This is a genomic window from Myroides sp. ZB35, from assembly GCF_001865835.1.
GTDB classification, from domain to species: Bacteria; Bacteroidota; Bacteroidia; order Flavobacteriales; family Flavobacteriaceae; genus Flavobacterium; species Flavobacterium odoratimimum.
Map to the genome: position 1 here is coordinate 1,415,982 of NZ_CP017769.1, position 21,446 is coordinate 1,437,427.

Annotated in this window: 22 protein-coding genes; all 22 read right to left on the reverse strand. The window is 35.5% G+C overall.

The annotated features are described in order from the left end of the window. Position 1 precedes the first annotated feature (1 nt). Positions 2-562 carry an anthranilate synthase component II gene (locus BK054_RS06390; protein ID WP_006262583.1) on the reverse strand — a complete coding sequence of 187 codons (561 nt, stop codon included), beginning with the start codon at positions 560-562 and terminating at the stop codon, positions 2-4. A gap of 3 nt (positions 563-565) precedes the next feature. Beyond that, entirely contained in the window at positions 566-1,951 is a 1,386-nt protein-coding gene (locus tag BK054_RS06395; protein WP_006262584.1) for an anthranilate synthase component I family protein, read from the reverse strand. Positions 1,952-2,220: 269 nt separating this feature from the next. Next, positions 2,221-3,186: a carbohydrate kinase family protein gene (locus tag BK054_RS06400; protein ID WP_006262585.1), complete on the reverse strand. Its 966-nt coding sequence runs from the start codon at positions 3,184-3,186 to the stop codon at positions 2,221-2,223. A gap of 436 nt (positions 3,187-3,622) precedes the next feature. Beyond that, positions 3,623-4,408 (reverse strand): lipopolysaccharide kinase InaA family protein, encoded by a 786-nt coding sequence (locus BK054_RS06405; RefSeq protein WP_006262586.1) that lies wholly within the window; start codon positions 4,406-4,408, stop codon positions 3,623-3,625. A 493-nt stretch (positions 4,409-4,901) separates the two neighbouring features. Continuing rightward, positions 4,902-6,275 carry an NADH-quinone oxidoreductase subunit N gene (locus BK054_RS06410; protein ID WP_006266141.1) on the reverse strand — a complete coding sequence of 458 codons (1,374 nt, stop codon included), beginning with the start codon at positions 6,273-6,275 and terminating at the stop codon, positions 4,902-4,904. Between the two features lie 54 nt (positions 6,276-6,329). Then, complete coding sequence (locus tag BK054_RS06415; RefSeq protein WP_016650019.1) at positions 6,330-7,763, reverse strand: NuoM family protein; 1,434 nt, start codon at positions 7,761-7,763, stop codon at positions 6,330-6,332. Between the two features lie 9 nt (positions 7,764-7,772). After that, entirely contained in the window at positions 7,773-9,665 is a 1,893-nt protein-coding gene (gene nuoL, locus BK054_RS06420) for an NADH-quinone oxidoreductase subunit L (RefSeq protein WP_016650020.1), read from the reverse strand. Positions 9,666-9,671: 6 nt separating this feature from the next. After that, the gene (gene nuoK / locus BK054_RS06425) at positions 9,672-9,992 is read right to left on the reverse strand and encodes an NADH-quinone oxidoreductase subunit NuoK (protein WP_006257701.1); all 321 of its coding nucleotides are present in this window, start codon (positions 9,990-9,992) and stop codon (positions 9,672-9,674) included. A gap of 2 nt (positions 9,993-9,994) precedes the next feature. Continuing rightward, positions 9,995-10,510: an NADH-quinone oxidoreductase subunit J gene (locus tag BK054_RS06430; RefSeq protein ID WP_006257700.1), complete on the reverse strand. Its 516-nt coding sequence runs from the start codon at positions 10,508-10,510 to the stop codon at positions 9,995-9,997. Between the two features lie 2 nt (positions 10,511-10,512). After that, positions 10,513-11,058 (reverse strand): NuoI/complex I 23 kDa subunit family protein, encoded by a 546-nt coding sequence (locus BK054_RS06435; RefSeq protein ID WP_006257699.1) that lies wholly within the window; start codon positions 11,056-11,058, stop codon positions 10,513-10,515. A gap of 2 nt (positions 11,059-11,060) precedes the next feature. Then, the gene (nuoH, locus tag BK054_RS06440) at positions 11,061-12,095 is read right to left on the reverse strand and encodes an NADH-quinone oxidoreductase subunit NuoH (protein ID WP_006262589.1); all 1,035 of its coding nucleotides are present in this window, start codon (positions 12,093-12,095) and stop codon (positions 11,061-11,063) included. Positions 12,096-12,107: 12 nt separating this feature from the next. Next, positions 12,108-13,133, reverse strand: a complete 1,026-nt coding sequence (locus BK054_RS06445) for a 2Fe-2S iron-sulfur cluster-binding protein (protein WP_006257696.1) — start codon at positions 13,131-13,133, stop codon at positions 12,108-12,110. Positions 13,134-13,174: 41 nt separating this feature from the next. Beyond that, positions 13,175-14,533 (reverse strand): NADH-quinone oxidoreductase subunit NuoF, encoded by a 1,359-nt coding sequence (gene nuoF, locus BK054_RS06450; RefSeq protein WP_071307107.1) that lies wholly within the window; start codon positions 14,531-14,533, stop codon positions 13,175-13,177. A gap of 4 nt (positions 14,534-14,537) precedes the next feature. Further along, the gene (gene nuoE, locus BK054_RS06455; protein WP_006257694.1) at positions 14,538-15,068 is read right to left on the reverse strand and encodes a complex I 24 kDa subunit family protein; all 531 of its coding nucleotides are present in this window, start codon (positions 15,066-15,068) and stop codon (positions 14,538-14,540) included. Between the two features lie 4 nt (positions 15,069-15,072). Beyond that, complete coding sequence (locus tag BK054_RS06460; protein WP_006257693.1) at positions 15,073-16,308, reverse strand: NADH-quinone oxidoreductase subunit D; 1,236 nt, start codon at positions 16,306-16,308, stop codon at positions 15,073-15,075. A gap of 19 nt (positions 16,309-16,327) precedes the next feature. Next, a complete protein-coding gene (locus BK054_RS06465; RefSeq protein ID WP_006262590.1) occupies positions 16,328-16,849 on the reverse strand; it encodes an NADH-quinone oxidoreductase subunit C in 522 nt (173 codons plus the stop codon). A gap of 1 nt (position 16,850) precedes the next feature. After that, the gene (locus tag BK054_RS06470; protein WP_006257691.1) at positions 16,851-17,402 is read right to left on the reverse strand and encodes an NADH-quinone oxidoreductase subunit B; all 552 of its coding nucleotides are present in this window, start codon (positions 17,400-17,402) and stop codon (positions 16,851-16,853) included. A gap of 14 nt (positions 17,403-17,416) precedes the next feature. Then, the gene (locus tag BK054_RS06475) at positions 17,417-17,782 is read right to left on the reverse strand and encodes an NADH-quinone oxidoreductase subunit A (protein WP_006257690.1); all 366 of its coding nucleotides are present in this window, start codon (positions 17,780-17,782) and stop codon (positions 17,417-17,419) included. 209 nt (positions 17,783-17,991) lie between these two features. Beyond that, the gene (locus tag BK054_RS06480) at positions 17,992-18,192 is read right to left on the reverse strand and encodes a cold-shock protein (RefSeq protein ID WP_006257689.1); all 201 of its coding nucleotides are present in this window, start codon (positions 18,190-18,192) and stop codon (positions 17,992-17,994) included. Between the two features lie 254 nt (positions 18,193-18,446). Beyond that, positions 18,447-19,796: an acetyl-CoA carboxylase biotin carboxylase subunit gene (gene accC, locus BK054_RS06485; protein ID WP_006257687.1), complete on the reverse strand. Its 1,350-nt coding sequence runs from the start codon at positions 19,794-19,796 to the stop codon at positions 18,447-18,449. A 72-nt stretch (positions 19,797-19,868) separates the two neighbouring features. After that, positions 19,869-20,357, reverse strand: coding sequence for an acetyl-CoA carboxylase biotin carboxyl carrier protein (gene accB / locus BK054_RS06490; RefSeq protein ID WP_006257686.1), 489 nt, complete (start codon positions 20,355-20,357; stop codon positions 19,869-19,871). Between the two features lie 24 nt (positions 20,358-20,381). Beyond that, positions 20,382-21,380 (reverse strand): beta-ketoacyl-ACP synthase III, encoded by a 999-nt coding sequence (locus tag BK054_RS06495; RefSeq protein ID WP_006257685.1) that lies wholly within the window; start codon positions 21,378-21,380, stop codon positions 20,382-20,384. Positions 21,381-21,446: the final 66 nt, after the last annotated feature.

Consider the following 21,446-nt stretch of genomic DNA (forward strand, 5'->3'; position numbering starts at 1 on the left):
GTTAGTTTTTAATCCAATTTTTAATAATCTCTTTTCCATACGTGGTCAATATCGACTCTGGGTGAAACTGTACTCCTCTGACATTAAGTGTTCGATGCTTCACAGCCATGATATTCTGTTGTTCGTCATAGGCTGTGACTGTCAGCTCACTGTTCTTGTCTTCTATTACCCACGAGTGATAGTGTGCGATAGGCGAGTGGTCAGGCATAGACTGGAACAGTTCATCAGGTGCAGCTAGCTGTATAGGTGATGATATGCCGTGTAAGGGTGTTTCTAATCTCTTTAACGAATGTCCATAGTACTCACCTATAGCCTGATGCCCTAGACAGATACCTAATATGTCTTTATGATTAGCAGCATAGGCTATCACTTCCATTAGTTTGCCTGCTTCTGATGGTATACCCGGCCCTGGCGAAAGGATAATCTTATCATACTGATCTATTTGTTCTAGTGCTATCTTGTCATTCTTAATGATATCTATTGTTTCTATCCCTAGTTCTTTCAGGATATGTATCACATTGTAGATAAAGGAATCATAGTTGTCGATTACTAATACTTTCATAACTTATATGTTTTGGGCTTCACGGATAGCTAGTGTGATAGCACTTAGTTTGTTTTCTATTTCTTTTAATTCTGACAAGTCATCTGACTTGGTCACGATACCACATCCTGCCTGATAGTGTAACTCGTTCTGATAACTTAGAGCAGATCTGATAAAGATTGCATGGTTAATCTCTCCGTCTAAGGTGATAAAACCTATCGTACCTCCATAGAACCCTCTGCTCTCTGGTTCATACTGATTGATTAGTTCCATCGCTCTGTGCTTAGGCGCTCCTGATAGTGTCCCTGCAGGGAAGGTATTGGCGAATACATTAAGGCTATCTTTCTGCATATCTATGGTAGCACTGACTTTAGACACTAGATGGATGACATGAGAGTATTGTTCTACCGTTTTATACTCTTCTACTGTGACCTCTGTTCCTGTGATACTTAGGTCATTTCTAGCCAAGTCTACTAGCATGATATGTTCTGCATTCTCTTTAGGGTCATTAAGTAACTGCTGTGTTAGTATCTCGTTCTGAGCCTTGTCTTCTGTTTTTCTAAATGTGCCTGCTATTGGATTGACATACGCTTTATTCTCCTTAACGACTACTTGTGCTTCTGGAGATGAACCGAATATCTTAAATGCTCCATAGTCAAAGTAGAATAGGTAAGGAGAAGGGTTAATAGAACGAAGAGCTCTATATACATTAAACTCATCTCCGGTAAACTGTTGCTTATACTTACGTGAGAGTACCAGCTGGAATACATCTCCTCTGTAGCAGTGTTCTTTTCCTTTTTTTATAATCTCTAGAAACTCTTCATCTGTGTAAGGTGTCTTTGGAGCATCTACCATTTTGAAAGGGTAAGGAGTAATGCTATTGGTGTTTAGATAGGCATGTATTTTATTTAATTGGCTTTCTTCTCCTGTAAGCGTGTATTCTACTAAGTGCATTTCATTCTTATAGTGATCATATACTATGATGTACTTAAAGAAGTGGTACTGCATTAATGGAAGGCTGTTATCACTTGGTTTAAACTGTATATCGTGTACTAGTGGGATGCTGTCATAACTCGTATATCCATAGACACCTGCCTTTAAGTAATCATATTGATTTGCATTTTCTACGTTGATTTCTTTGATGAACAGTTGTAGTTGATCTAGAACATTGATATCTGCTGTAGGATATGTCGTGGTGTTCTCTAAGGTCTGTACTGTAGTCGTATCTGTAGTAACGATATAAGACATCATCGGTTCAAAACAGATGTAAGAACAACTGTTCTCTCTCGAGTGGTTACTAGAGTTTTCTAATAAGAAGCTATTAGAGAACTTATCTCTTAGTTTGAGGTATATTTCGATAGGAGTGTATAGGTCTCCAAGTATCTTTTTGTGATTGATGTGAAGTTTCATTTCTTGTAAATATTTGAGTTTAAAGCAAAAAAAAGCCTGCTAGGGGTTCCTAGCAGGCTTTATCTATATAATATGTGTATATAATTCTATCTATAACTAATCACAACTTAAATACATAGTACGACCAACCGAACCCTGATAGGATTTAGCTAGCCACCACCAATTAGTATTTAAAAATTGTGTATTCATTTTCGTCTTTTGTTATAGGTGCTAAATTATACTTTTTTTTAATATCAAAGTGTTTTTTTTTCAAAAAAGCTGTTTTTCTCTTATTTTTCAGGTGTTTTCGGCTCTTCTAAGATGTTTTTACTCGTAATTAATTCATCTTTAAAGATCGTTTCATAGTAGAAAATGTCAAAATCTTCTCTTTCGTACTCCGGATTAGCACCTGTATGTGATGTAACAAAAGCACCTAGTGATGCTGCTGTTTTAATAATCTGAATAGGATCATGTCCGTTCAACTTAGCTGCTAAGAAACCTGCAAGGTAAGAGTCTCCACTACCTACCGTATCTCTGATCACGATATCAACTGCAGGATAGCTATAAAGCATCTCTTTATTTAAATAAAGTCCTCCCTTATCTCCTTTAGAGATGATAATCTCATCACAGTCAAAGTGTTTTTGAACAAACTTAATAGCATCTTCTTCTGATGTATAGGGTTCTTCTAGATACTCAAGAATCTCTTTTAGTTCGAACTTATTCATCTTTAGTAGATCTGCTTTATGCATGAGTTCTACTACGAACTCTAATTCATAATGAGGAGGTCTAAGATTGACATCATAGACTTTATACTTCGCTACATCTAGCAGTTTATGTAATGTTTCTCTAGTATGAGGAGTTCTACTCGCTAAGGTACCGAATACAAAGGCATCTGACTTAGCTACTAGGTCAAAATCTTCTTGCTTAAAGTCGATAAAGTCCCAAGCGCTATTCTTTAAAAATTCATAACTCGCTTCATTGTGATCATCGAATGTAGCGAATACTGTACCTGTCTTTTTGGTAGTATCTGTCTGTATGTAGGATGTGCATGCACCTACTTCTTTTAGTCTAGAAATAATCTTTTGACCTGCGTCATCTGTACCTAATTTGGTAATAATGTGTGAGTCTATTCCCATCTTATGTAGGTGATAAGCTACATTTAAGGGCGCTCCGCCGATCTTCTTATACGTTGGGAAGATGTCCCAAAGTATTTCACCAAAACAAACTACTATAGGTGCTTTTGCATTATCTGACATAAAGGATAAATCTTATATATAATTAGACTTTACTAAGGTACAAAAATCTTTGTTGAAGATAAATAACGTTAGTTATATTCTATTTGGTATATGCGTATTGATAAGGTTTTTTAGTTTAGGTAAGAAATGTTGGTTTTAGAAGTTTTAAGTGATGAGGTTCTAGTTAGTAGATGGTTCGGGTAGAGATTTAGTACGGTTTGGTAAAAGGGTGCTTATCCCAAGTAAATACTGATAGTTACCGAATGGCTTCCGAAGGATTTGGATTGTGTTTGTTTTAATGATTTGATAAGTAGTTGTTTAAGTGTTTTTAGATGGTGCAATCTTAGGCAAAAAGAGCAAAGGAGATCAATAAGGGCATAAGGAGGCATTATGAGCCAAATAACTGCAGAAGGGATATAAAAAAACACCTCTAGATGATACTGAGGTGTTTTAAACGCTATTGATAATACATTTTTTTTACTTTATTCTTTATGGATTTCTTTTTATAAAACCTGTATTGAAACTTGATAGTCTCTAACCAAAGTTTTATAAACACATCACGTGAGCTCTTACCAATAAGCTCAGCATAATGGGTAGCCATCTTCTCGATATCTTGAATGTTTGTAGTCAAGTGTGACAAGTTTTTCATTCGATGTGAGAAACTCATTTCTTGATCAAACTTCATTCTGTTGATATCTACTAGATAAAATTCATGCGAACCATCTTCTCTTACTTTTATCAAAGTGTTACCTGGTGAATGGTCTAAGAAATTAATACCATTCTCGTGTAATTTAAAAGAGAATTCAACGAACTCCTCAAGGACTCTCTCCCTGTTAGGACAATCTTGGTTTTGTGCTAGATCCCTATAAGTGATATCTGTATCAATAAATTCTGATATGTAGTATGAGTTTCTTAATGCGCCTTTAGAGACGTATTCAAAATAAGCAATCGAATGTGGAGCATTGATTCCTAGATTGTGTAATCTTTCAGCGTTTTCAAATGATCTCAGACCTTTAGACTTACGTATATTTCGGTATACATATCTATTGATAAGATTAGGTTTCTTAAAGGATTTAATAGCAACCTTCTGACCAGTAGATAGCTCTACAAGCTTGATACTATTTCTAGTTCCTTTAGCGATATAAGTATCTATTTCGTCATAGGCTTCAATGATTTCCGTTAGTTCTTTTTTAAGGTTTTGATATTGAGTGTGTATTATCGCATTTACTTTCAACTTCTTCATATAAAAAGTAATTACAATTAAGCACTAAAGATAAAGAATACTTAGGAAACGAAATTATTAAACTAAAGGAGTTAAATTGTTGTATTTCAATGTGTTTATTTGTATTTATGTTTGTTTTATGAAGGATTTAGCATTTGTTTTTTTTGTGCTTTTTAACTGTTTTAATGCTTATAATTAGATATTGCTAGTGATAAGTTTTATTAAGTCTAGATAATTGTCACAAGTGCTGATTTAGAATAAAATAAACGTGATAAAATGCGAGTTTTTTTAGTTTTTTGAAGTTATACGGAATTAGATAGAAATGTCTTAAAAAGATGTGCTTTTTAAAATTAAATGTCTTTTAAATGAAAATTAAACAAAATAATGATCACTTATATTTTAGAGGTTTTCGGTTGTATCACACTGATTGTGATGTGGGTTATAAAAAAAGGTGGCGTTTTATTAATAAAACGCCACCTTTAGGGTAATCTATCGAGTTGTTATTTATTTTGTTCTAATTGAATAGGTTTAAAAGTATCGATGGACATAGACCGATAACGATGTTAATAACGATGGCTGTAACCCCAACGATCTTATAAGTTAACGGTACTTGGATGTGCTCTGTATCTTCTTCTGTAGAAGCGTACATACCAATGATTACTTTTAGATAGTAATAGATACTGATAAATGAGTTAATCACCCCGAAGATAACTAATGCTATAAATCCATTACTTATCGCCTGTGAGAATAAGAAGAACTTACCAAAGAATCCTGCAAAAATAGGTATACCTCCCATAGATAATAACGCTACAGAAAGGATAATAGCAAGAAGAGGATTCTTCTTCGCTAACCCATTGAAGTTAGATATTTGTTCGTTTTCTTTATTCTTTGTCACGATGATTAATACTGTGAATGCTGCTATACCTGCTACAGCATACGCTGATGCATAGTAGAATAGGTTAGCTGATGCTGTACCTAATGCTGTAAGTGCCATCATCATAAATCCAGCATGTGATATACCAGAGTATGCTAATAGACGCTTCATATTATCTTGACGGATAGCCATGATATTACCTACCGTCATCGTTAGAATAGCGATTACTACGATTACGTTGATATATTGACTTGGCATATCTACTAATAAGTACATGCTTAGTCTGTATAGCGTAGCTACAGCAGCTACTTTAACTAATGTACTCATCAATGCTGTCGTAAGACTTGGTGCTCCTTGGTACACGTCTGGTGCCCAGAAGTGGAATGGAACAGCTGCTATCTTAAATAACATACCTATGATAATCATCGTAGTTCCTAGTGCATACCATATCGGTAATGATCCTGCTAGTGCTACTTCTTTTATTTTAACTACGTCAAAAGACCCTGTAGCTCCATAGATTAAAGCAATACCGAATAATACTACTCCTGAAGCGAATGATCCTAAAAGGAAATACTTCATCGCAGCTTCGTTACTCTTAATGTTCTTGCGATCTGTACCACATAAGATGTATAATGTGATAGAAAGGATCTCAAGTCCTAGGAAGAACATAGCCATATTACCAAAGCTTACCATACATATCGCTCCCATTAAAAGGAAAAGTTTTAATGAGATATAGTCTGATATCTTTGAGAATTCTGTTTTATAAAAATCTTTACTTAATGCTACTAAGAAAATAGTTAAGGCTATAAATAAAGATGAAAATGCGGTAGAAAATTTAGTGCTCACAAACATATTGTTATAATATGCTTGCACCACATCAATATTGCATACAGTATATCCCAAGATACCTAGTAATCCTAAAAGTGTCGCAGGAATGACTACTTTGCGCAAATTGATGATTTCTAGTACAAGTACTAAAACCGCTAATACTCCAATTGCTATTAATGTATTCATTTGTTTTATTTTGGAATTAAATTCATCAGTTATGTACTGACTCCTTACTATTTATTACTTAATATAAGACATTATTTCAACCAAACTAGGTGTGATCAAGTCAGATAATGGCTGTGGGAATATTCCGAAGAATATAACAGCTACTGCTAATACGCCTAAGATCACTACTTCTTTAGTATTTACATCAGCGAATACTTTAGTATTAGTTTCTCCTAACATCGACTTTTGGAACATTCTAAGCATATAGAATGCACCTAAGATAATAGAGGTACCCCCAATGATGGCATACCATATATTCACTTGTGATAATCCTAAAAGCAGGTTGAATTCTCCGATGAAACTGAATGTTCCTGGTAATCCTATTGAAGCAAACATTAAGATCATGAATAATGAAGCGAATTTAGGAGCTTGTTGTCTAATACCTCCCATTTCACCAATCATTCTAGTCTGGTAACGTTTGTAAATAATCTCTGCTACGTAGAATAAACCTACGATAACGAATCCGTGTGCTATCATTTGTAAAACAGCTCCTCTTAATCCGTCTAATGTCAATGAATATGCTCCTGCTGCAATAAGACCTACGTGAGCTAATGAAGAATATGCAAAGAATCTTTTGATATTCGACTGTTTTAATGCTACGATAGAACCATATACTACACCAATGATACAAAGTACTAAGATAGTAGGCATTACTTCTTTTGCTGCTATTGGAGAGATTGGTAATTGCCAACGGATGATAGAGTATAACCCCATCTTAAGCATGATACCAGCTAATAACATTGTTCCTACTGTAGGAGCTTTCTCATAAGTAGAAGCCTGCCATGTGTGGAATGGGAATACAGGAATCTTAATCGCATAAGCAATGAAGAATGCTAAGAAGATCCAGTACTGTTCTGTAGCTGATAGTTTAGCATTATACAGGTCGATTAGCATAAAGCTACCAGCACGTTGGTATAGATAGATAAATCCAACTAACATGAATAATGAACCTGCAAATGTGTAAATAAAGAACTTAAAGATTGCTTTCTTACGTGCTTCGAAACTGTCATTACCCCATAATAAAGCAATGAAGTAAATAGGTAGTAATGATAACTCCCAGAAGATGTAATACAAGAATCCATCAGATGCTAAGAATGTTCCTGTCATAGCGAATGACATAAACATTACTAATGCATAGAATGCATTAGATTTCTCTATGTGATCTCCTAATGATGATAATATAATCACAGGAGTTAATGCTGTCGTTAATAAAACTAAAGCTAATCCTAAACCATCTGCTTTAAAGGCTAAATGAATATTAGGGTTAGTCATCCATTGCGTTACATATCCTGTGTCAACCCCAGAATTATGTGAACAGATTAGAACTAAAGTTTCTACAAAAGCAACTAGTCCGAATAACAAGGCTACTTTAGCAGCTGATTGTTTACCTACTAAGTAGGTCGCTATAGCTCCGACTAATAACGTTAATAATAATATAGTTACGTTCATCTCTCTAAGTTATCTTGCAATGAATAAATAATATAAAATCAAACAGATTCCGAATACAAAAGCAAATAAGTACAATCCGATATTACCGTTTTGAGCTTTTTTACCTTGTAGAGATAATCCGTCTGCTATCTTTCCTAAACCAAATATAGTTCCTGATAAAGCTACTTCTACTACATCTCTTAAGAATGTAGCTAGTGTGTAGATAGGGTTTACAATTACTTTTTGATAGATTTCATCAATGTAGTATTTGTTGTAAAGTACTTTATGGAAACCAACGATTTGTTCGTCTTCTTGAGGTACTTCATTTTTACTAATGTACTTAGAGTAAGCAAGACCTAGTCCGATTAAGAAACCAATAGTAGCAACCCCCATTAAAACATATTCTAAGGTACCTAGTTCATGACTGTGTTTAGTCACTGTATTTACGATAACAGGTTTAAGATATTCGTTTAACCAAGAGTTTCCATTACCAGGTAAGCTGATAAGTCCACCAACAATAGAAAGTACAGCTAATACTACTAATGGTGTAGTCATAGCAGCAGGGCTTTCGTGTAAGTGGTTCTTTTGTTCTTGAGTTCCTCTAAAGTTCTTTTTGAATGTCAAGAAGAATAGACGGAACATATAGAAAGCTGTCATAATAGACGCTAATGAACCAATAATGTATAATACAGTATTGTGTTTAAACGCTGTTAATAAGATCTCATCTTTAGAGAAGAAACCTGAGAAGAATGGGAATCCTGAGATAGCCAATGTAGCGATTAAGAACGTTAAGTAAGTCACTTTCATGAATGGTTGTAGACCACCCATTTTACGCATATCTTGTTCTCCGCCCATAGCGTGTATAACTGATCCTGATCCAAGGAATAAACAAGCTTTAAAGAAAGCGTGTGTGATTACGTGGAATACAGCAATCTCATAAGCTCCAAAACCAATAGCCATAAACATTAATCCTAACTGAGATACTGTAGAGTAAGCAAGTACTTTTTTGATATCGTTTTGTACAAGACCAATAGTTGCTGCGAATAAAGCAGTAAATGCTCCAACGATAGCGATTATGTTTTGAATATGAGGTACAAGATCAAATACAAAGTTTAATCTAGTGATTAAGAATATACCTGCAGTTACCATCGTAGCAGCGTGGATTAATGCTGATACAGGAGTTGGTCCTGCCATCGCATCTGGTAACCAAGTGTACAAAGGTATCTGTGCACTCTTACCAACTGCTCCAATGAAAAGAGCTAAAGCAGCATATCCAATCCAAGTATTTACTTGGTGGTTAGTTCCGCTTAGAATAGCTTCTTTAATTGTCATATAATCTAACGACTGGAATAAGAATGCTAAAATGAATACCCCTACTAGGAAACCTAAATCTCCTATACGGTTCATGATAAATGCTTTCTTAGCTGCGTCGTTATATGATTGGTTCTTATGCCAGAATCCGATAAGTAAGTATGAACAAAGTCCTACACCTTCCCAACCAATAAATGTGATTAGTAAGTTGCTACCTGTAACTAATAAAATCATGAAGAAGATAAATAAGTTAAGGTAAGCAAAGAACTTTCCATAGTTCTCATCACCTTTCATATAGCTAGTAGAGTACCAGTGTATCAGTGTACCAATACCTGTAACAAATAATAACCATAACAATGAAAGTTGATCTAATAAGAATCCGAAAGAGATATCAAATCTCGTTGTTGACATCCAATTAAATAAGTCAACTTGTATTGGTTCACCTGTACCGTTTACTTGTACAAATGCTATTACTGTAATAATGAATGAAATTAAAACTGCAAGGGTAGCAATCATTCCAGCACTATTACCTAATTTCTTTCCGAAGAAAATATTAACTAGTGACCCTAATAAAGGAGCCAGTAATAAAAGTAAAATTACGTTCGTATCCATGCGGAATTATCCTTTTAAGTTTTTTAATTTATCAATATCAATTGATCCAATATTTCTGTATATCGTTACTAATATCGCTAGTCCTACCGCAACCTCTGCTGCTGCTACCGCCATAGTAAAGAATACGAATACCTGTCCTTGTGCATCTTGATGATATGTAGAAAACGCTACTAATAGCATATTAGCAGAGTTCAACATAATCTCGATACACATAAACATTACAATTGCGTTACGTCTATATAGAATACCAAATACTCCGATGCAGAATAATATGATCGATAAGTAAATGTATCTGTCTATACCAATTATTTCAATTACATTCTCCATAATTATGCTTCTTTATCGGTTTTGTCCTTTTTAGAGATTAGTACTGCACCTATCATAGATAATAATAATAGAACAGCTACCATTTCGAAAGGCATTACGTATTCATTTAATAATACTTTACCTAGTACTTGTACTGATTGGAAGTCTTGTCCATGAGTTGCGTATTGCAATTCATAAGTTTGAGCTCCACGCATAGTAATAGAAAGCAATAATAAACCTACTAAACAGAAAGCTATTGTAGCAACAACTTTAGTGATAAAAGGTTTAGAGACTTCATGGCTTATATTTAAGTTCATTAACATGATTGTAAATAGCATTAAAATCATGATAGCACCAGAGTAAACCATAATATGTACCATTCCTAAGAACTGAGAGTTTAATAGAATGTAGTGACCAGCTATTGAAAAGAAACTAACCACTAACCACAGAGCACTATGGATAGGGTTTTTGCTCAATAGGGTAAGTACTGCACTTCCGAGTGTTATAGTCGAAAGAATATAAAATAATATTTCTACCATGATTAAGCTTGATTCTGTTGTTTAGTATTTTCAATTGCTACATCTAGTGGCATAACTAATTTGTCTTTTCCAAAGATGAAGTTCTCACGAGTAACATCTGCTTTAGCAATTTGTTTAGATGTAGTCAAGTAAATTGCTTGTTTTGGACAAGCCTCTTCACATAAACCACAAAATATACAACGAAGCATATTGATCTCGTATATCTCAGCGTATTTTTCCTCGCGATAAAGATGTGCTTCTTCAGGTTTGCGTTCTGCCGCTTTCATTGAGATCGCTTCTGCAGGACATGATAATGCACATAAACCACAAGCTGTACAACGCTCTCTACCTTCGTCATCACGCATTAGCATATGTCTTCCGCGATATACATCACTGAAAGGTCGTTGTTGTTCTGGATAAGCGATAGTCACTTTTTTCTTAAACATGTGTTTTAAGGTAACCATCATTCCTTTGAAGATAGCTACTAAGTAGATCTTCTCTGTCCAAGTCAGCTTCTTATTAGAAACCTCCTTTTTTCTTCCTGATAATGAATAAGTATTTGTCGACATGCTTAACTTTTTACTAGTAAGATTACAATAGCTGTAATCACTAAATTCAACAATGCTAATGGAATTAATGATTTCCATCCTAAGTTCATCAATTGGTCATAACGGAAACGTGGTAAAGTCCAACGTACCCACATATAAACAAATATGAAGAAACATATTTTAACGAATAGAGCGAAAATACCTATTACGTTTGCAATATTCACTCCCCAGTTTTCTACAGCCCATGACATACCTGGATAGTTATACGCTCCGAAGTATAGTACAGAGATGATAGCTGATGAGATAAATAAGTTTGCATATTCAGCGAAAAGGAAGAATCCCATCTTCATAGAAGAATATTCTGTGTGGAATCCTCCAATTAGTTCTTGCTCACATTCTGCTAAGTCAAAAGGTGCACGATTAGTTTCAGCAAATGAACAAATCAAGAATATTAAAAAACCAACTGGTTGGTAGAATACGTTCCAGTTCATTCCTTGTTGTTGTAATGCTATTTCTCGCATGCTTAATGACTGAGTCATTAATAGTAATGATATTAGTGAAAGTCCCATTGCGATTTCATACGAAATCATTTGAGAAGCAGCACGAATACCACTCATTAAAGAGTATTTATTATTTGATGCCCAAGCTCCAATCATGATACCGTATACTCCTACAGAAAGTACTGCGATGATATATAGTAAGCCAACATTTAAGTCAGCAGCTTGTAATATAATATCTCTTCCAAATAAATGAAACTTATCTCCCCAAGGAATAACAGCACTAGTCATTAATGCTAATGTCATCGCCAGGAAAGGTCCAAACTTAAATAAGAACTTATTTGGTGTATTTGGTTGTGTCTCTTCTTTAGCGAATAGTTTTAAACCATCTGCTAGTGGTTGTAATAAACCTCCTTTACCAGCACGGTTAGGACCTAGACGGTCTTGTATCCAGGCAGCAATTTTACGTTCTGCTAACGTGGCATACATCGCCATAAGCATCGTAACTGCAAACACAACTACAATGATAACTGCCTTATCTATAATAATAGTTTTATCCATACTTATGCCGATTTATTCTTTAGATTCATTATCTGTAAAAGGAATTTCCTTCATACTAATTTTAACGCGGTCTTGGTCACGTCCTTCTAAGATATGTTTTTCTGTTTTCATTACTACTTTATCTAATTTCTTAGTGTAGTTGTTTTGATTGATAACAGAGAATTTCTCAAACTTACGTGGCCCTTCAATAACCCAGTCTTTTGTGTCTTTGTGGTCAAAACGACAACTGTTACAGATAAACTCTTCTACTTCGTGGAATTCATCTTTACGAGCTGTTACTCTTTGGATTTCTTCTCCGAACATCCATACTGTTACTTTACCAGAACATGTAGGACAATCTCTATGTGCGTTATAAGGTTTGTTAAACCAAACACGTGATTTAAAGCGGAATGTTTTATCTGTTAATGCTCCTACAGGGCATACATCTATCATATTTCCAGAGAACTCATTATCAATTGCAGCTGATATATAAGTTGATATTTGTGCGTGATCACCACGTCCACATACACCGTGTACTCTTGCGTCTGTTAGTTGTTCTGCTGTCTTTACACATCTATAGCAAAGGATACAACGATTCATGTGAAGTTGAATATTGTCTCCTATATTTTCAGGAGCGAATGTTCTTTTTTCTTCTTTGAAGCGTTTCTGACCTTTACCATGGTCGAAAGCTAGGTTTTGTAAATCACACTCACCTGCTTGGTCACATACAGGACAGTCTAGAGGGTGGTTGATTAATAAGAATTCAGTAACTGCTTTACGTGCTTCTAGTACTCTTGGAGAAGAGATACTTTTTACTTCCATACCATCCATAACTCCTGTTTTACAAGAAGCCATTAACTTAGGCATAGGACGTGGATCTGCTTCACTACCTTTAGATACCTCTACTAAACATGCTCTACATTTTCCTCCTGTACCTTCTAGTTTTGAATAATAGCACATTGCAGGAGGTACTGATTCGCCTCCTATCATTCTTGCTGCTTGTAGAATGGATGTCCCTGGTTCTACTTCTATTTCATGTCCGTCTATAGTAACTTTCATAAACTGTGCTTTGTTTAAGCTGAATATTTAGTCAGCGTATATTATTTATTGATCAAGTGTTTTACTGTTGAGAAAGGCTCATTCACATAGTGATTTCTATCTTTAACTTTCTCTGGATATAAAACGTGATATTCAAACTCTTCTCTAAAATGTCTTATGGCTGCAGCTACTGGCCATGCAGCAGCATCTCCTAAAGGACAAATAGTGTTTCCTTCAATATTGCTCTGGATGCTCCATAATAAATCGATGTCATCCATAGTTCCGTTACCTGTCTCTATACGGTGTAATACTTTTTCAAGCCATCCTGTACCTTCACGACATGGAGAACATTGTCCACAACTTTCATGAGCATAGAAACGAGCGAAGTTCCAGGTGTTTCTAACGATACAAGCTGTATCATTATAAACGATGAATCCTCCAGAACCCAACATAGATCCTGTTTCGAAACCTCCATCAGATAACGATTCATACGTCATTAGACGATCTTCACCATTAGCTGTTTTATAGATTAAATGCGCTGGTAAGATTGGTACTGAAGATCCCCCAGGAACTAATGCCTTGATAGGACGATCATCTATCATACCACCACAGTATTCTTCTGAGTTAATAAATTCGTGAACAGTAATACCCATTTCGATTTCGTATACTCCAGGTTTTTTGATGTGCCCTGAAGCAGAAATAAGTTTTGTACCAGCTGATCTACCTAATCCTAATTTAGAATACGCTTCTCCAGAGTTGTTTACAATCCATGGAACGTTAGCGATAGACTCTACGTTGTTTACCACTGTAGGATTACCCCATAGTCCACTTACAGCAGGGAATGGTGGTTTGATACGAGGATTACCTCTTTTACCTTCTAGTGATTCGATAAGAGCAGTTTCTTCTCCACAGATGTATGCACCTGCACCGCAGTGTACATGTAGATCTAATGAATAGTCTGACCCTAAGATATTTTTACCAAGCCATCCAGCAGCATAAGCTTCTTTTATAGCTCTTTCTAGTATTTTAAAAACCCACATATATTCTCCACGAATATAGATGTAAGATAGGTTAGCCCCTAAAGCGAAACTTGATGTAATCATTCCTTCTATTAATAAGTGAGGAATATGTTCCATTAAGTAACGGTCTTTAAAAGTACCTGGTTCAGATTCATCCGCATTACAAACTAAGTGTCTTGGTTTGCCTGACTTTTTATCGATGAAACTCCATTTTAATCCTACTGGGAATCCAGCACCTCCACGACCTCTTAAACCAGAAGCTTTTACTTCTTCCGTGATTTCATCAGGAGTCATAGATTTTATAGCTTTCTCTACAGAAGCATAACCACCATTTTCACGGTATACTTCATAAGACTTAATCCCTGGGATATTGATTTTATCTAATAATATTTTTGTTGCCATATTACTATTTGTCGTGAAGAATTACTTTACCAGCTTTACAATCTTCTATGATTTGATCTATTTTTTCTTTTGTCAAGTGTTCTTTATAGAAATCTCCTAATTGCATCATTGGAGCATATCCACAAGCACCTAAACATTGAACACCTGCTATAGAGAACATTCCATCAGGAGTTGTTTCTCCTGGTTTTATGCCTAGCTTTTCACAAGCGTATTCCATCATATCATCAGCACCTCTAATTCCACAACAAGATGTTAAGCAGAATTCGAACATATACTTACCTACCGGTTTTTGGTTGTACATTGTATAGAATGTAACTACCTCGTATACTTCGATAGGAGTTATGTTTAGCATTTCAGCGACTTTGTCCATTAGTTCTGCACTTAACCAGTTGTCATGAGCATCTTGTACCTCATGTAAGACTGGTAATAGCGCTGATTTTCTTTTATCAGCAGGGTAGTGGCTAATCAACTCATCAATGCGTTGTTGCAACTCTGGTGTGATATTTATGTTTTGTTTGTATTTTTTAACTTCCATAATCTTAAGCGTCTAATTCTCCTGCGATAATATTTAAACTTGACAGTGTAATAATTGCATCTGATAACATACCACCTCTTACGATGTCATTATATGCTTGGTAGATGATAAAACATGGTCTTCTAAAGTGTAAACGATAAGGAGTTCTACTACCATCAGTGATTAAGTAGAAACCTAATTCTCCATTACCACCTTCTACAGGATTGTATAGTTCTGTAACTGGTACAGGTACTTCTCCCATGATTATTTTAAAGTGGTAGATAAGTGCTTCCATATTAGTATAAACATCTTCTTTTGGAGGAAGGTAATAATCTGGAACATCAGCATGGTATGGACCTTCTGGCATTTTGTCTAATGCCTGTCTGATGATTTTTAAACTTTCCCATACTTCAGCATTACGAACGCAGAATCTGTCGTAACAGTCACCACTTGTACCAACTGGAATATCAAAGTCAAAGTCTTCGTAAGAGCAATATGGTGAAGCAATACGTACGTCATAGTCAACTCCTGCCGCTCTTAAGTTTGGACCTGTGAATCCGAAGTTAATAGCTTCTTCAGCAGAGATTCCACCTACACCTATTGTTCTGTCCATAAAGATTCTGTTACGCGTAAGTAACCCTTCGAATTCAGACCAGATTGCAGGGAATTCTCTTAAGAATTCTTCGATTAGTTGGAATACCTTTGGAGACCACTCTCTCTCAAATCCTCCGATTCTTCCCATATTAGTAGTTAAACGTGCACCACTAATTTCTTCGAATATTTCGTATATTTTTTCTCTGTACTGGAATACATATAAGAACCCTGTAAGAGCTCCTGTATCTACCCCCATTACTGAGCTACAGATAATGTGGTCAGCTATACGAGCCAATTCCATTACGATAACTCTTAAATATTGAACTCTTTTAGGGATTTCAATACCTAATGCCTTTTCTACAGTTAACCACCAAGCAGTATTGTTGATTGGTGAAGAACAATAGTTTAGACGATCTGTTAATACGTTGATTTGATAAAAAGGTCTGTTCTCAGCTATTTTCTCAAATGCTCTATGTATATATCCTACTGTACCTTCTCCATCTAGTACTTTCTCTCCATCTAGTAAGATGATATTCTGAAAGATACCGTGTGTAGCAGGGTGCGTAGGTCCTAAGTTTAATATCTGTAATTCTGTCCCGTCTTCTTGAAATTTCTCTTCAATAAGTTTAGCATATCGTTGCTCAGGAGGTAATAATAAATCTGACATAGTCTCGTTCCTTTAAGTATTAAGAATTATGAACCGTTCTACCAAAGAATCTATCATCTTTGTCTGTTCTACCTGCGTCTTCCATTGGGAACTCTTTTCTTAATGGGAAAGATTCCATCTGGTCCATATTTAATATTCTCTTCAATTGAGGATGATTTTTAAAGATAATCCCATAAAAATCATATGTTTCTCTTTCTTGCCAGTTTGCACTTTTAAACAAATCTGTAGCAGACTCTACAACTGGGTTTTTGATATCTAAGAAGGTTTTAAAACGAACTCTAATATTATCTGTCCAGTTGTGCATGTGGTATACCACCGCTAATTGACGTTCCGAAGGTAAGTCAGCATAATGAACTCCACAAACATCTGTAAGGAAGTTAAAGTTCATCTCACTATCTTCTTTTAAAAACTTAAGAACATCGTGCGAAGCATTAGTTGCAACTTCAAAAGACAACATTCCATGTTGTTCATGAAATTCACTAACTGACATACCAAATGTTTCAATTAGCCTTTTTTGTAATGTAGTATTATCTAATGCCATACTATTTGTTTATGTTGTAAGAATTTAATAATTCATCATATTCTTTCGTACCTCTGCGATTAACAGATTCAGATTTTACAATTTCTTGTAGTCTAAGTACACCATCTAGAATTTGTTCTGGTCTAGGAGGGCACCCTGGTACATAAACGTCTACTGGGATTACTTTATCTATTCCCTGTAGTACAGAGTAAGTATCAAAAATCCCGCCAGAACAAGCACAAGCTCCAACAGCAATAACCCATTTAGGTTCAGCCATCTGTTCATATACTTGTCTTAAGATAGGAGCCATTTTTTTAGAAATAGTTCCCATAACCATTAGCATATCTGCTTGTCTAGGAGAGAAACTCATACGCTCAGAACCAAAACGAGCTACGTCATACGTAGCTGCCATTGTTGCCATGAATTCAATTCCACAACAAGAAGTTGCGAAAGGTAGAGGCCACATTGAATTAGCACGTGCTAATCCAACTACTGAACTTAATTTAGTAGCAAAGAATCCTTCTCCTACATATCCTTCCGGAGCTTCTACTGTATTATATTTTTTATCGCTCATCTCTATCTATTTTATTAATCCCACTCTAGTCCTTTTTTCTTGAATTCATATAGTAATCCGATAATGATTAGGAATAAGAAAATTCCCATTTTCATTAAACCGTCCCAACCGAACTCTTGGAAGTTAACTGCCCAAGGGTATAAGAAGATTACCTCTACATCAAATAATACGAATAGTATTGCTACAAGGAAGTATTTTACATTGAATGGGATACGTGCACTACCTAGTGACTCTAATCCACACTCCCATGTACTGTCTTTAATTTTAGAAGATTTTTTGGGACCTAATTTACTAGAAACCCAAATTGTCATGGATACAAACCCAGCAGCTAGTGCTATTTGCATTAAGATTGGGATGAAATCAAGTTGACTTGCCTGCATATCTAAAGTATTTATATTAATACAACATACAAATATACATTTGAGTTCTCGTTTTACAAAGCTTTGGTACTCTAGGTGTTGCCTAGTTTGACTCTAATGGCTTAATATGTATTTGGATTAATTATAAATAGAATGCTAAGTAATAAAAAAAGCTATCCATTTTTGAAATGAATAGCTTCTTCGTAATTGAAAATTTATATTGTAAAAAATTAATTTCCTATCACTTCTACATCTACAGCGATTAAACCTTTTTTACCTTTTTCTTCAGTATAAGAAACGCGGTCACCTTGGTTAATGCTTTTAGTTTTTAAACCTGTGATGTGAACAAAAATGTCTTGTTTAGTAGCTTCATTTGTGATAAAGCCAAATCCTTTGTCTTCATTGAAGAACTTAATTACGCCTGTATGCATTGTATTGAAATAAATAAAATTATGTTCAAATATAATGTTTGTTTCGAACTAAGTTTAGTTTTTTTTGATTTTTTTTTAAAAATTAATGTTTATTTAATTGATGAGGAGATTTTTATTTTCAATTCTATAATAGATTTCGAATAGTTTGTGTTACTTCCAGCGCAATTTGCTTTTTGTGGTAGTAGGGGAGAGTGCTATTAAAAACAAAAAGGGCTATTCGATTAAGAATAGCCCTTTGAGATATCTGATATAGATTAATCCTCTAAAGGTTTCATTGTGAAACTTTCCATAAATGCGGTTGTATAGTTACCAGCGATATAGTTTGGATCATCCATTAATTGTCTATGGAATGGAATAGTCGTTTTGATTCCTTCAATTACGAATTCGTCTAATGCTCTTCTCATCTTGTTAATTGCCTCTTCTCTTGTTTGAGCAGTTGTAATTAACTTAGCGATCATAGAGTCATAGTTCGGAGGAATAGAGTATCCAGAGTACACGTGAGTGTCTAGACGTACACCGTGTCCACCAGGTGTGTGAAGAGTTGTAATCTTCCCTGGAGATGGGCGGAAGTCATTGAATGGATCCTCTGCATTGATACGACATTCTATTGAGTGCATTTTAGGCAAGTAATTTTTACCTGAAATTGGTGTGCCTGCTGCAACTAAAATTTGCTCTCTGATTAAGTCATAATCGATTACTTGTTCAGTGATAGGGTGTTCTACTTGGATACGAGTATTCATCTCCATGAAGTAGAAGTTTCTGTCTCTGTCTACTAAGAATTCGATAGTACCAGCACCTTCGTATTTAATGAATTCAGCAGCTTTTACAGCAGCTTCACCCATTTTGTGTCTCAATTCATCTGTCATGAATGGAGAAGGTGTTTCTTCTGTTAGTTTTTGGTGACGTCTTTGGATAGAACAGTCACGCTCAGAAAGGTGACATGCTTTACCATAAGAGTCTCCTACTACTTGGATCTCGATGTGACGTGGGTCAAGGATTAGTTTCTCCATGTACATACCATCGTTACCGAAAGCTGCAGAAGCTTCTTGACGTGCACTTTCCCATGCTCTATCTAGCTCTTCTTCTTTGAAGATTTCACGCATACCTTTACCACCACCACCAGCAGTAGCTTTCATCATTACTGGGTAACCGATAGCTTTAGCTGTTTTTTTGGCGTGTTCTAGTGATTCTAATAAACCATCAGAACCAGGAACAGTAGGTACTCCAGCTAATTTCATTGTTTCTTTAGCTGTGGCTTTATCTCCCATTTTTTCAATCATCTCTGGTCCAGCTCCGATGAACTTCACACCGTGCTCTTGACAGATTTTAGAAAATTTAGCGTTTTCTGATAAGAAACCGTAACCAGGGTGTATAGCATCTGCGTTTGTAATTTCAGCAGCAGCTATTATGTTTGAAATCTTTAAATACGATAAGTTACTTGGAGCAGGTCCAATACAAACAGCTTCATCCGCAAAACGAACGTGTAAACTATCTGCATCCGCAGTAGAGTAAACTGCTACAGTTTTAATGCCCATTTCTTTACATGTTCTGATAACACGTAAGGCAATTTCACCTCTATTAGCGATTAATATTTTTTTAAACATCTCTTGAAACTTTAATTTAACTTTAGTGAGTTTACTTCGTTAGAAAGTAAAAATTGGTGTGTTATAAATTTCTTAAGATGGATCAACTAAGAATAATGGTTGATCAAATTCTACTGGAGAAGCATCGTCAACTAATACTTTAACGATTTTACCTGAAATTTCAGATTCGATTTCGTTGAATAATTTCATTGCTTCGATTACACATACTACATCTCCTGCTTTAATAGTTTTTCCTACTTCAGCAAATGGTTCTTTGTCTGGAGCTGGTTTTCTATAGAATGTTCCAATGATTGGAGATTTTACAGTGATGTATTTAGAATCTTCGTTAGCTGCAGTTTCAGTTGCAGCAGCAGCTGGTGCAGCTGGAGTTGCAGCTTGTTGAGCAACAGGAGTTTGAGATAAAGCAGAAGCTACTGGTACTTGTTGGATGTAAGTAGTTTCAGTATTACCTGTTTCAGTTGTTTTAATGGTGATTTTAAAATCATCCATTTCTAATTTTACTTCTGTAGCTCCTGATTTTGCTACAAATTTAATTAAGTTTTGAATCTCTTTAATGTCCATACCTAATGTATTGGTTAGTTGTTTTTATTTCGCTGTGTACGCCCACTTTAAGTACATTGCACCCCACGTGAAACCACCTCCAAAAGTAGCAAAAATAATATTATCACCCTTTTTAAGTTGTTTTTCATAATCGCAAAGTAGTAATGGTAAAGTGGCAGACGTTGTATTTCCGTATCTTTCGATATTCATTAATACCTTTGAGTCATCTAAGCCCATTCTGTGAGCTGTAGCATCAATGATTCGTTTGTTCGCTTGGTGTGCAGCTAACCAAGTCACATCTTCATGAGAAAGATTGTTTCGTTGCATAACTTTTTCACTTACATCAGCCATGTTTGATACAGCATATTTAAATACTGTTTTTCCATCTTGGAATACATAGTGTTGTTTGTTTGCAACAGTTTCTGCACTTGCAGGTAAGATAGATCCACCTGCTTCGATTTTTAAGAACTCACGGCCAACACCGTCGCTTCTTAAGTATTCATCTTGTACTCCATAGCCTTCTGTGTTAGGCTCGAATAATACTGCTCCAGCAGCATCTCCGAAGATAATACAAGTTGCACGATCTGTATAATCGATGATTGAAGACATCTTGTCTGATCCGATCAACAATACTTTTTTATATCTACCTGATTCGATATATGCAGAAGCTACTGACATACCATATAAAAAGCTAGAACAAGCTGCTTGTAAATCAAATGAAAATGCATTCGTTGCTCCAATTTTTGTTGCAACATAAACTCCTGTAGAAGCTACAGGCATATCAGGTGTCGCTGTTGATAAGATTATACAATCGATATCTTTAGGATCTGTGCCTGATTTGCGTAATAAATCTTCTGCGGCTTTGATAGCCATATAAGAAGCTCCTTCACCAGGTTCTTTAAGAATTCTTCTTTCTTTAATTCCTGTACGGCTAGTTATCCATTCGTCGTTTGTATCTACCATCGTCTCTAAGTCTGTATTGGTTAACTTAGTCTCTGGTAGGTAGCATCCGATCGCTGTAATGGCTGCGTGTATTTTTGTCATATGGTGTTGCTTTACTTTATAAAAACATTCCAAAAAGAAGCGAAAATTACAAAAAAAAAACGAATT

Coding starts and splice junctions, on each gene's coding strand:
- accC (WP_006257687.1), bottom strand. CDS start 19,796: ATGTTTAAAAAAATATTAATCGCTAATAGAGGTGAAATTGCCTTACGT.
- BK054_RS06480 (WP_006257689.1), bottom strand. CDS start 18,192: ATGCATACAGGCGTAATTAAGTTCTTCAATGAAGACAAAGGATTTGGC.
- nuoL (WP_016650020.1), bottom strand. CDS start 9,665: ATGGATACGAACGTAATTTTACTTTTATTACTGGCTCCTTTATTAGGG.
- BK054_RS06470 (WP_006257691.1), bottom strand. CDS start 17,402: ATGAGCGATAAAAAATATAATACAGTAGAAGCTCCGGAAGGATATGTA.
- BK054_RS06415 (WP_016650019.1), bottom strand. CDS start 7,763: ATGAACGTAACTATATTATTATTAACGTTATTAGTCGGAGCTATAGCG.
- BK054_RS06395 (WP_006262584.1), bottom strand. CDS start 1,951: ATGAAACTTCACATCAATCACAAAAAGATACTTGGAGACCTATACACT.
- BK054_RS06445 (WP_006257696.1), bottom strand. CDS start 13,133: ATGAAAGTTACTATAGACGGACATGAAATAGAAGTAGAACCAGGGACA.
- BK054_RS06495 (WP_006257685.1), bottom strand. CDS start 21,380: ATGACAAAAATACACGCAGCCATTACAGCGATCGGATGCTACCTACCA.
- BK054_RS06400 (WP_006262585.1), bottom strand. CDS start 3,186: ATGTCAGATAATGCAAAAGCACCTATAGTAGTTTGTTTTGGTGAAATA.
- nuoK (WP_006257701.1), bottom strand. CDS start 9,992: ATGGAGAATGTAATTGAAATAATTGGTATAGACAGATACATTTACTTA.
- nuoF (WP_071307107.1), bottom strand. CDS start 14,533: ATGGCAACAAAAATATTATTAGATAAAATCAATATCCCAGGGATTAAG.
- BK054_RS06390 (WP_006262583.1), bottom strand. CDS start 562: ATGAAAGTATTAGTAATCGACAACTATGATTCCTTTATCTACAATGTG.
- nuoH (WP_006262589.1), bottom strand. CDS start 12,095: ATGGATAAAACTATTATTATAGATAAGGCAGTTATCATTGTAGTTGTG.
- BK054_RS06460 (WP_006257693.1), bottom strand. CDS start 16,308: ATGTCAGATTTATTATTACCTCCTGAGCAACGATATGCTAAACTTATT.
- nuoE (WP_006257694.1), bottom strand. CDS start 15,068: ATGGAAGTTAAAAAATACAAACAAAACATAAATATCACACCAGAGTTG.
- BK054_RS06435 (WP_006257699.1), bottom strand. CDS start 11,058: ATGTCGACAAATACTTATTCATTATCAGGAAGAAAAAAGGAGGTTTCT.
- BK054_RS06465 (WP_006262590.1), bottom strand. CDS start 16,849: ATGGCATTAGATAATACTACATTACAAAAAAGGCTAATTGAAACATTT.
- accB (WP_006257686.1), bottom strand. CDS start 20,357: ATGGACATTAAAGAGATTCAAAACTTAATTAAATTTGTAGCAAAATCA.
- BK054_RS06430 (WP_006257700.1), bottom strand. CDS start 10,510: ATGGTAGAAATATTATTTTATATTCTTTCGACTATAACACTCGGAAGT.
- BK054_RS06405 (WP_006262586.1), bottom strand. CDS start 4,408: ATGAAGAAGTTGAAAGTAAATGCGATAATACACACTCAATATCAAAAC.
- BK054_RS06475 (WP_006257690.1), bottom strand. CDS start 17,782: ATGCAGGCAAGTCAACTTGATTTCATCCCAATCTTAATGCAAATAGCA.
- BK054_RS06410 (WP_006266141.1), bottom strand. CDS start 6,275: ATGAATACATTAATAGCAATTGGAGTATTAGCGGTTTTAGTACTTGTA.